This window comes from Candidatus Hydrogenedentota bacterium, assembly GCA_012523015.1.
In the GTDB taxonomy this organism is placed as follows: domain Bacteria; phylum Hydrogenedentota; class Hydrogenedentia; order Hydrogenedentales; family CAITNO01; genus JAAYBJ01.
This window is the reverse complement of record JAAYJI010000331.1, coordinates 1-11,046: the sequence shown is the minus strand read 5'-3', so window position 1 is coordinate 11,046 and position 11,046 is coordinate 1. Positions and strand designations below refer to the sequence as shown.

10 protein-coding genes are annotated in these 11,046 nt (G+C 51.4%); 7 read left to right on the top strand and 3 right to left on the bottom strand.

What is annotated here, in order from left to right; translation table 11 throughout:
• Both GX117_14480 and GX117_14475 read right to left on the bottom strand, forming a co-directional pair.
• Positions 1 to 244 (bottom strand): oxidoreductase (locus GX117_14480; protein NLO34537.1); only part of this gene is annotated, 244 nt, incomplete at its 3' end.
• Positions 245 to 461: 217 nt separating this feature from the next.
• Positions 462 to 1,790, bottom strand: coding sequence for an MFS transporter (locus GX117_14475; GenBank protein ID NLO34536.1), 1,329 nt, complete (start codon positions 1,788 to 1,790; stop codon positions 462 to 464).
• Between the two features lie 279 nt (positions 1,791 to 2,069).
• On the opposite strand from GX117_14475, the gene GX117_14470 reads away from it, so the two are divergent.
• The 4 genes from GX117_14470 (at position 2,070) to GX117_14455 (ending at position 5,965) form a co-directional block, all read left to right on the top strand.
• On the top strand, positions 2,070 to 2,882 hold the full coding sequence (locus GX117_14470; protein NLO34535.1) for a hypothetical protein: 813 nt from the start codon (positions 2,070 to 2,072) through the stop codon (positions 2,880 to 2,882).
• Positions 2,883 to 2,946: 64 nt separating this feature from the next.
• Positions 2,947 to 4,941 carry a hypothetical protein gene (locus GX117_14465; protein ID NLO34534.1) on the top strand — a complete coding sequence of 665 codons (1,995 nt, stop codon included), beginning with the start codon at positions 2,947 to 2,949 and terminating at the stop codon, positions 4,939 to 4,941.
• 182 nt (positions 4,942 to 5,123) lie between these two features.
• Positions 5,124 to 5,303 carry a hypothetical protein gene (locus GX117_14460; protein ID NLO34533.1) on the top strand — a complete coding sequence of 60 codons (180 nt, stop codon included), beginning with the start codon at positions 5,124 to 5,126 and terminating at the stop codon, positions 5,301 to 5,303.
• Between the two features lie 224 nt (positions 5,304 to 5,527).
• Positions 5,528 to 5,965, top strand: coding sequence for an Rrf2 family transcriptional regulator (locus tag GX117_14455; protein NLO34532.1), 438 nt, complete (start codon positions 5,528 to 5,530; stop codon positions 5,963 to 5,965).
• On the opposite strand, the gene GX117_14450 is transcribed toward GX117_14455, so the two are convergent.
• Positions 5,962 to 8,079, bottom strand: coding sequence for a hypothetical protein (locus tag GX117_14450; protein NLO34531.1), 2,118 nt, complete (start codon positions 8,077 to 8,079; stop codon positions 5,962 to 5,964). The two genes, GX117_14455 and GX117_14450, sit on opposite strands and share 4 nt — an antisense overlap.
• Positions 8,080 to 8,306: 227 nt before the next feature.
• Between GX117_14450 and GX117_14445 the strand changes: the two genes are divergently transcribed.
• From GX117_14445 to GX117_14435, 3 genes are all read left to right on the top strand, one after another.
• Positions 8,307 to 8,594, top strand: a complete 288-nt coding sequence (locus tag GX117_14445; GenBank protein ID NLO34530.1) for a co-chaperone GroES — start codon at positions 8,307 to 8,309, stop codon at positions 8,592 to 8,594.
• A gap of 44 nt (positions 8,595 to 8,638) precedes the next feature.
• On the top strand, positions 8,639 to 10,267 hold the full coding sequence (gene groL / locus GX117_14440; GenBank protein ID NLO34529.1) for a chaperonin GroEL: 1,629 nt from the start codon (positions 8,639 to 8,641) through the stop codon (positions 10,265 to 10,267).
• Between the two features lie 351 nt (positions 10,268 to 10,618).
• A partial coding sequence (locus GX117_14435) for a hypothetical protein (GenBank protein ID NLO34528.1) occupies positions 10,619 to 11,046 on the top strand: 428 nt, incomplete at its 3' end.

The window sequence follows — 11,046 nt, the reverse complement described above, 5'->3', positions numbered from 1 at the left end:
CCAGTTCCCACGTACTTTTGATACCAACGGTAGCTAATTTTCGTTTGAGTTTTTCGACATTGAGCGGGTCACGCGCTTTCTTCAGCAGGAAGCCCGCCGTGCCGCCTTCAGCGACAAAGGAGGATTCGGTTCCGGAGCTGATCAAGGACGCGGCTACACGGACAACAGCCATGCCGGGCTCAACAGAGGGCATGGGCACCTCTTCCACCTTAACGCTTCCGCCTTTGATCAATACCTGTTTCATATCGCTGTATCCAATTGTGTAAAAGCCGGCTTCTGTTGGTTGGCGTCAAAGAGAGACGCGGCCAAGGTTCTTTCTGCACTAAATGTATCAAATCAGCCCTAAGCAATACTATAGGCCTGCCTGTAGCAATAGCACGGCGCGCCCGCCATGACCTGCTTCGCGGGAAGCGGCAGCAAGTCATAGCGGTGGACATAGGCAGCGTCACGGTCACAACCCATTATTCAGGCAAAGGCTGCCCTTTGGTTTCCGGCGCAAGGGGCAACACCAGTATGCCGAGAATGAAAAAGGACGAAACGAAAAGCGCCGCCATTTGGATGCCGTAGGTTGCGCTTAACTGACCGAAGAAGAAAGGCGCGGCAGCAGCAAGATAACGCGACACATTGTAGGAAAATCCTGTTCCTGTGGCGCGCAGCCGTGTGGGGAAGAGTTCCGGGAAATAGATGGCATATCCTCCGAAAATGGTCAAGAGGCAAAAGCCCATCATGGGGAAAAGAATCATGGCGGTGAGAAAGGAGGTCGTGAAATGGAAGGTAGCGGGCACAGCGATGATACAGGAAATTAGGGATACCAAAAATGCGGGTTTCCTGCCAAAACGCTGCGCCATATAAGAATAAGCCATGACCCCGAAGAACCCGCCCATATTCTGCGCCATAATACACAAACTCATTTTGCGGTCCGTCGAGGCGACCAGTTCAGGGAGGTGATCCGGATTCAAGACGTCGCGGATGAGTTCCGCAGACCACGTGCCGATGCCCCAAAAACCGATGACTCCGACCATGCCCAAGATGAGTCCGACAAAGGTATTTCGCCGCAATTCAGGCGTGGAGAAGAGACCAAAGATACTGCCCAGCTGTCCCTTGCCTTGACCGGATTTCGCTTTCGCACGGCTCTCCTTCCATGCCTCCGGTTCTCGGACGAAAAAGAAAATGAAAAAGAGCAAGAGAATGGGTACGAGCCCGGTCATAAAGACCCAGCGCCATCCCAGATTCTCATTGGCGCCGATTGTGAAATAGATAAGACCGGCAAGTACATTGCCAATGGCGGGCGTGGCTTGAACAATACCCAGCGCCGCCGTTCGGGCATGGGCGGGGAAGGTCTCCGCCACCAAGGCAGCGCCTGCTGCAAATTCGCCGCCTATGCCTAAGCCGGTAAGAAAACGGAGCACGACAAATTGGAAGGGAGTTTGGGTCAGACCGCTGAGTCCTGTAAATACGGAGTAGAGGAGGATGGTGATCGCCATGGTCTTGGTACGGCCGAGGCGGTCGCCGATCATGCCGAAAAAGAGTCCGCCTGTAGCCCAGCCGATAATCATCCACATTTGCGCCATGCCCACCCACCAACGGACCAATCCTGCTTGGTCGTCATTGAGGGGGCTGATGCCTTTGAAGCCCAACAGCTCTATCATGGCGGGCTGTTTCGCTTGTACGTAGAGCCATTGATCCATGGTATCGAAGAGCCAACCGAAACACGCCACGGCAAGGACAAGATAATGATAGCCTGTCAGCCCCGAGGTCCAACGCTGATTGTGTGCATCTGCTTTAAGCATGATAAATCCTTTGTTCGAGGACAAGGGCAACAGGGGCAGTATTTTTTGAGTGCGCTGAAAGTTACTGCCTGTCCCCTACTTCCATCCACATTTATTGATACAAATCATTGTAGCATAAGAAAAAAATTCAATCCATTTCGAAAGGCGGCGCCGCGGCTTAGGTGAGTTTTGTCCGCAATTAATTTTCCGGCTTTTGTCATGAACATATTGACCTGCGGCGCCCCTATTTCGTAGGCTATCCTTTAATACTTCCATTTAAGAGTTTGAAAGGATCAACGCATGACACAACCAACTCGCCGACAATTTCTAATTACTTGTGCCGCAGGAATCAGTGTGGCACCTGCTTTATGGGCACAGACCTCTATCCCGAAATTTACCTTTGCCACCATCAGCGATTGCCATCTCGATGACGCTGCCAGTGCGGCCATACTTGAAAAGACTGTTCGTTGTATCAACGAAGACGAGCGCATTTCTTTTGCCGTAATCCTGGGCGATGTGGCGACAGCGGCGGAGACCGAAGAATTAGAGCTCGCTAAAAAAGCCTTGGATCAATTCACAAAAGCTTGGTATATCGTGCCGGGTAATCATGATGTCCGCCCGAAGGGAGATGATCCCATCGGATCTTATGGGACGATTTACGGCGCGCCCCGTTGGGTTCATGCCTATCAAGGCTGGGCGCTTATAGGCTTCAATTCTTGTGACGGCTCGAAAAGTGATGTCACTGTTGGAACGGAGGAACTGGATTGGCTGCGTAAACAAGCGGCTGCGCTGCAGCCTGATCAGCCTGTGGCGCTCTTTTGCCATCATCCCTTAAACCCCCATTCTGCACGGTACCGTATTGAGAACGCCGATGAGATCATCAACATTTTTGAGGGGCACACACTGCGCATTGCCGCTGCAGGTCACTGGCACGGCAACCAGGTGGAAACGCAAGGAGATATCCTTTTTACTACAACAGCGTGCTGCTCAACGACACGGAATAACTTCGACAACACAGCAGCGAAGGGCTATCGTCTTTTCCATATCAACGGCGATAAAGTAGACACAGAATTTGTGGAAGTACCCGTTGATGACAAAGAATCTGAGAGCTGAGTTTTGCGGAGTTGAGCAAGCGCGGTTTGCAGCCGGCATCGAATTATTTTGAAGGATTAGCATCATGGGACACCCTATTTATTGGTTGATTATCGTGGCAATACTCTGCGCTCCTGCAGCACTGTGTGAGTCGTCGGCCTATCGCGACCTATACGCCGATACGTGGGTGGCAACAGATGCTTTGGGCAGAACCATGCCCGGCATTGATGAAGCGGGCCCGGTCAAAGATGACCAACGACGTGTGGTCGGCATCTTTTATATTACATGGCACTCAGACAATCGCCATCACTTGAGAAGCCCGTATACGGCAGACGTCACGAAAATCTTGGAGCAGGATCCCGATGCCCGGCTGGATGGCGCCCATCCCTTGTGGACAGAAGGCGCTTATCATTGGGCGGAACCGGAGATGGGTTATTTCCTCAGCCGAGATGCCTATGTGGTTCGTAAAGATATGTCCATGCTTGCCGATGCTGGCGTAGATGTACTGATCATGGATGTGACCAACGCGGTACGGTATTGGGATGAATGGGAAGTTGTCTTCTCGACGATGGAGCAGATGAAAGCAGCCGGCAATAAGGTGCCTCAATTTTGTTTTTGGTCCTATAACGGGCCTTCCATCACGGTGGTTCAAGATTTGTATGAACGCATTTACGTGCCGGAGAAATATAAGGATCTTTGGTTCTATTGGGATGGGAAACCGCTGCTTCTTTACAACGGCACGCCTGCCATCGACGCCAACGGACAGGATATCCAACATCCCAATCCGAACTATGATGAACAAGCCAAGACCGATCCTAACCATCCCCACTACAACGATCCGGAGTATTGTGAAGCCTTTTACCAAGACTACACCCGCGCGGTGAAAACATTCTTTACCTTGCGCACCATGTGGTGGGGATATTACACCTGGGCGGGGAAACGCGCCGTAGGAACGGAGAATTACTGGAGCTTTGGGTACGACTTGGGCGATGAGCGGGTACGGTCTATGGCGCCCGACGATTTATTGTCTCTTCATGAAGGCGTGAGAGAGCAAGCCACAGTGACACCGGCGCAGCACTCCAGCACCATGATCGGCAAGTCGTGGTCGCGCGACACAGGAGAGCCGCCGCTCAACGACTATGATCTGCCCGTGCCCACCTACGTCCCATGGCTGGACAAAACGGTTGAAGGCGCGGAAGGCTACGGCATCTATTTTCAGGAACGTTGGGAAGAAGCGCTTCATGGAGACCCGCAGTTTTTATACATTAACGATTGGAATGAATGGAGCGCAGGCAAGTATCCCTTTGCCGACGGAGGAACCGGAAATTTCTTGGGACGGAAAAGTAATTTCTTTTTCGTGGATCAATTTAACGCTGAGTTCAACCGGGGCATCCAACCCATGAAGGGCGGATACACGGATAACTATTACATGCAAATGGCGCAGAATATCCGACGTTATAAGGGGGTGCGCCCCATTCCGCAAGCGCAAGGCTATGCGGCGATCAGCATTGACGGAAACTTTCAAGACTGGGACGCTGTTACACCCGAATACCGCGATACGGTGGGCGATACGGCACACCGTGACTACAAGGGCTATGGACAGCTTCATTACACGGATCAATCGGGCCGTAACGATATCATTACCGCCAAGGTGGCTGTAGACGAAGCATTCCTCTATTTTTATGTGGCGGCGAATGGGCCGTTGAGCCCACACACCGATCCCAATTGGATGCTCCTTCTCATTGATGCCGACCAACGCGCTCATACAGGTTGGTTCGGCTACGACTATTTGATTAACAAAAGCGTTGAGGATGAGAAGCACACAACGATTGCCCGATATACGCAAGAAGATAGGGGAGGGGCGTGGACTGTCGTAGATACGATTGCGTATAGATGCGGAGAAAAGGAATTGGAACTTGCCCTTCCCCGTTCATTGCTGGGGCTTACCGATACGCAGCTAAGCATTGATTTTCATTGGGCCGATAATCCGAAAGATTTAAAGGATCCTATTTCCCTATGTACCCACGGCGACAGCGCGCCAAACCGCCGCTTTAACTACCGCTACCTGTGGAAAGAATAAGGATGATTGGGGTAGGATGTCCTCTGCAATTCTGGTCTCATTTACAATTGTCTGAGTCTTCTTTCCACAACATCTATCAGTTGTGAATAATCCATAACAATCACTATTTGCAATTGGATTTCCTCGCATATAGGCATGCATATTCGGCCCATCAATTAAGCCCGCGGGATCGGTCAGGCCGTATGGCCGAAGGACACGAAGAATCGGGACATGTCGCCCACGGCAGACCTCAGTCCGCCCGTATCGTTGTGCGCAACACGGCAGGATGCGACGTCATGCACCGGCTCGCCTCGCACGATGCAAATACGATTGGACTGCCGAAGGGTCTGTACTGCAGGGGTGAGCGATCCGGTGTAACTTAACCGTCACGTCACAGCAAAGGCAATATTTCCTTGCGTAGGGTCAATCTTGAATCCGCCCTCGTTTTAAAAAGTTGATGCAAGAAAAGCCGGAATTCATGAAGAATAAGGGTTGTTGCTTTCTTTGTCCTCTTCTTCGGTGCCTGCCTTCTTGCAAAAAAAATGTATGCTGATAGAAATACTGTTATTTGCCGGGAGGCAGCACGATACCGTATAATGTCGGCATTATGAGACTATCTACTCGAGCACGATACGGTTTGCGCGCCATGATTGAATTGTCCCACGATCCTGAAGGGGCGGCGGGACATGTTATCGCCAAAAATCAGTGTCTTCCTGCCGCTTATCTGGAGCAAATCCTTGCCCGTCTGCGCCGTGCGAAGCTAGTGTCATCTGTCCGTGGGGCACGGGGCAAATTCATGTTAACGGGCGAGGCAAAATCCATCACCTTGGCGCAAATCTTAGAGGCCGTTGAAGGTCCCTTCTCCATTGCCGCTTGCGAAGATGTCGCCCATTGCCACGACAATCCTGATTCTTGTGTGATTCAGCGGGTCTATTCCGAGGCGAATCAGCTGCTTTACGATTATTTCAACAATATCACCTTGGCTGAACTGGCGGATCAGCAGACGGATCAACAGAATAATCCCGTATTGGATTATTCCATTTAACCACCGAAAATGCTGCGGATCGGTTGTAAGCGTCGGGACTTCCAAATGCCTGTGGGCGCAATAAAGCCTCCTTCTCCATACTCATTCCATGCGTAGATCGTGAAGGCTTTGATGCTTGGGAATCCGAACTCCTCATGGGCGTTGAGATCTTGTTTGACTTTGCGCAATGCCGCTACCCAATACTTATCCGCCGGCGGCGCGAAAGACGGTCTCGGATCTCCCCAAGGCCGAGGCGACCATCCCGCACTGACGAAAGGCAGATAAGGAACGGCATCTTTCACGTGATGCATTCGTCCCTCTTCAATATGTTCTGCCAAGGTTTCGTAGGGATAATCCCCCTCTGTCTTATCCAAGGGCGGTACATCCATATAAGTACAGGTGAAATCGAATAAGACTGCGGCGGGATGATTGGGTCCGATAGACTCGCCGCCGCCCACGCCGCCGCCGATCAAGGGCTCTTCCAGCCCTTCCGCCCTCACCGCTTCGCGCAGGATATCCAAGTCTCTGCGGCACCTTTCGAGATCATTGTCGTGTTGCTGCAGAAAATGCTGTACTCCATGTACTTTGAACACCGGTCTGCCGTCCACTTTTAAGTAACTGGGATGTTTCATACACTGTGCCCAAAAGGCGGTGCATGCTGCCCATGCCTCTTCTGTGGTAACGTCGAAGGGAGGATGATTACAAAATTCGATCATGAATTTCATACGCGGCGCTTGCGCGGATGCCATGAAATATTCAAGCCCGCGGTTTAACAGCGCTGCATGTTTTTCACGCTCCCCTTCAGGCGGATTATAATACCAAAGAATGGAAAAGAAGTCTACGCCATATCCCGAAGCCACAATGATTTCTTGATCCATATTTTCCTGTGTATTGTATTCGCCGAAAGTAGGCACGCGGCCGGGAAAACGAGACCGCCAATCTTTGCCCTCCGGATCCATCCATTTATTGGGGGTCTCTTCCCACCATCCCGCGAAATAAGGGACGCCTACCAAGACGGAAGACATGGTGCGGGTCATGCTTTGCATGTGCATGATGAAGAAGTCCAGCGTCCGTTCCCATTCCGAACCATTGCCGGCGGCGTTCGGATCTATATGTTCCTCATCGACCACATCAAGCTGAAGATTATTCATGCTCCCGAAACGTTTATAGACGGGCTCAACGGCCGCCACAGCGGCACGGTCTCCGTCGGGATTCCCCCACGCGTCCTTTGACCCGGAACAAATATAGAGCGGCCGCGGCGCGATGAGCCCAAGGAGCCAGTGTTGATCAAAAGGAAGGCTGTCTTCTTTTCCGTCATAGGCGAAGAGGTTTTCATGAAGCCACCACTGTTCCGTTAATTGGCTGAGCCGTTGCGCCCCTTCGGAGCGTTCACGATAAAGGGCGCTGCCGCCCATACCGGACATATGCGAAAAGACGGCTGCAAAACGTTCATCAAGGGCTCCGGCGAGGAGCGCCGATTTGCCGCGCCGTGAATGCCCCCAGACGCCTACCCGCCCGGATTGGATTTCATCAAGGGTTTCAACCCAATTCAAGGTGATGGAACAGCCCCAAGCCGCAGCGGCAACAGCGCCCCAGCTGTATTCAGGATAGGCATCCAAGGCGGCGCGCTGTGTGCTGTCTTCATAGCTCGCCAGCGCGTTATGATCGAAGCCGATGAAGGCACAGTTGCGCCGCAGTATTTGCTGAAGGATACCGTTCGTGATGAAGGGATCTTCTTGCCACACCGGTTCAATGGCAAGCAAGGCACGGCAAGGTCCCTTCGCCAATTTCGGAACCCAACAACAGACCTTCATAGTCAAGGCATTATCGGCGCCAAAGGCAAGGACGGCACTGATTTTTGTTGTCTTAAAGCCCGTACCGAGTACCTGAACTTCTTCACGCTGCTCTTCAATGACTTCTACGGCAGGCACCGGGGGTATCGTTCCATATTCTTCTTGGAGCAAGGTCTTTTTCATTTCGAGCCGTTGAAATTTCCAGTCTGTGAGACTGACAGAATCAACGCTTTCGAAGGAAAGCGCTTCCGGTAAAGCTGTGGAGAAAGCGATGCTCGGCAGGAGGATAAAAAGCAGGGCAAGGATTGCGGGCGTTGAATGGTTTGGGGTGATCCACTGCATGATTCGGATTCCTTTGGTATGTCTATACCCTTGTTATAGGTTGTTCTTCGTGCTTCTTTTCGTTCAGATTTGACATTTGTATTTTTCTTGTGTTATTATCACTCACAGTGAGTGAGTGCTAACAACAAAGCCAGTGCTCCAAGATGGGCCCGGCGCAATGTGCGTACGGGTTTTTTGTAACAAATGGTTCCTAAACTCAACAAATGGTAACAGAAGGAGTACACACCATGAAAGTGCGTCCCCTTGCAGACCGAATTCTTGTCAAGCGCGAAGAGCCCAACGAGACAGTCCGGGGCGGGATCATCATCCCGGACACGGCCAAGGAAAAACCCCAGGAAGGTAAAGTAATTTCAGTCGGCCCCGGCCGTCTAGACGAATCAGGCAAGCGTATTGCTCTTGAGGTGAAGGTTGGAGACCGGATTCTCATGGGTAAATATGCCGGCACAGAAGTGAAGATCGACGGTGACGAACATATCATCATGCGTGAAGATGATGTGCTTGCCGTGATCGAATAAGTTATCAACCTCAACCGACAACCTCAACACGGAGGAAGTTTGTTATGCCCAAACAATTGGAATTTGGAGAAAATGCACGACGTAAAGTGCTGGACGGCGTTATTCAGCTGAGTCGTGCCGTAAAGACGACGCTGGGCCCCAAAGGCCGGAACGTTGTCCTCGATAAAAAATGGGGCGCTCCCACAGTGACCAAAGACGGTGTCAGCGTCGCCAAAGAAATCGAACTTGAAGATAAGTATGAGAACATGGGTGCCCAGATGGTGAAGGAAGTTGCATCGAAGACTTCCGATGTGGCCGGTGACGGTACCACCACGGCAACGCTGCTTGCGGAAGCCATTTTCCGCGAAGGGCTGCGCAATGTAACGGCAGGTGCCAATCCGATGGCGCTGAAACGGGGCATTGACCTGGCTGTTGAAAAAGTAGTGAGCAAGCTCGCATCCATGAGCAAACAAGTCCGCAACGAAAAAGACGTCATCCGCAATGTAGCATCGATCAGTGCAAACAGCGACGCGGAAATCGGCGACATCATCGCGGAAGCCATGGAAAAAGTCGGCAACGACGGCACCATCACGGTTGAAGAAGCCAAAAGCATTGAGACGACCTTGGACGTAGTGGAAGGCATGCAGTTTGATAAAGGCTATCTGTCCCCTTATTTTGTGACGGATAACGAAAATATGACTGCTGTCCTCGAAGAAGCCTACATCCTCATTTACGAAAAGAAAATCTCATCCCTTAAAGATTTGCTTCCCCTCCTTGAAAACATCGCCAAAAGCGGCAAGCCCTTATTGGTCATTGCCGAAGATGTGGAAGGCGAAGCCTTGGCGACCTTGGTGGTCAACAAGATTCGCGGCACCTTCCAGGCTGTTGCGGTGAAAGCGCCCGGATTTGGCGATCGCCGTAAAGCCATGTTGGAAGATATCGCCCACCTGACCGGCGGGCTGTGCATCACGGAAGATTTGGGACGTTCGCTGGAAAGCGTTGAGATGTCTGAACTCGGCCGCGCCAAACGCATCATCGTCGACAAAGATTCGACCACCATCGTTGAAGGTGCCGGTGCCAGCGCGGACATTATGGGCCGTATCAACCTTATCCGCAAACAGATCGAAGAAACGACCAGCGATTACGACCGTGAAAAACTGCAAGAACGCCTTGCCAAACTGGCGGGCGGTGTCGCCGTCATTAACGTGGGTGCTGCTACTGAAATCGAAATGAAAGAAAAGAAAGCACGCGTGGAAGATGCGCTGCACGCTACCCGCGCCGCAGTGGAAGAAGGCATTGTTGCCGGTGGTGGTGTATCTCTCTTGCGCTGCCAGACCACAGTCGATGAAATCGATCTGTCGGGCGACGAAAAAGTGGGCGCCATGATTATCCGCCGTGCCTTGGAAGAGCCGCTTCGTCAACTCGCCAACAATGCGGGTGATGAAGGCGCTACGGTTGTTCAAAATGTACGCGCCAAGAAAGGCAATGTGGGATACAATGCCGAAACCGGTGAATATGAAGACCTCTTCAAAGCCGGCGTTCTGGATCCCACCAAAGTGGCTCGTGCTGCGCTGCAGAATGCCGCAAGTATTGCCGGCCTGCTCCTGACGACCGAAGTGTTGATCGCCGACATTCCGGAGCCGGAAAAAGCGCCTGCGGGCCCTCCCGGAGGCGGCATGGGCGACATGTACTAAGCCCCTGAAAAACTAGCAAGAACCTTATGAAGGCTGTCTGTGCCTAGCGCGCAGGCAGCCTTTTTTATGGTGAGCCCGTCGGGCGGCAAAGCGCGCTTGCTCAGTGGTAGATCCTCTGCGTCTGACAAAAGGAATATGATCTGCGCAGCGGCACAGCATCTATTTAAAAATCTCCATCAAAATAAGAGGTCCTATAGACCACTGATATGAATAAAGGCTTTAATAACAGTGTATTGATGAGATATCATTGTGTAGGTTTCAAATGTGACTGGTTAATTGACTTGATCTTTCTCCATAGTCATATTAGCGGCGCCACGAATTTAATGGTGAAACGTATAAGGAAATTGATTTATGAAATTAGAAAAAACACGTACCTATCTTTACGCAGGGATCGTATTACTTATTTTGGGTTTTGTGAATGTTTATGCAGATGCTGTCATTAGGATCTCAACGCTTGATGACCTGAAAAAAATCGGAACTGATTCTGCATTTCCTTTGGATGGCGACTACATTCTCGCCCAAGACATCAATGCGGCTGCCACATCAACTATGAATAATTTCAAGCGAATCGGCGATCAAGAAAAGCCTTTCACAGGCAGTTTTGACGGACAAGGATACGCCATTTCAGGCATGGATATTAATCTGGGCGGCAATAGTAATCTAGGTTTTTTCGGTTATACCGGAAGTACAGCCCGTATAATGAACCTTCGTTTAGAGAAGTTTAATATCTATGCCGGGGGAAACGTAGGTGCTCTTGTTGGCTATAACGGGGGGGGGAT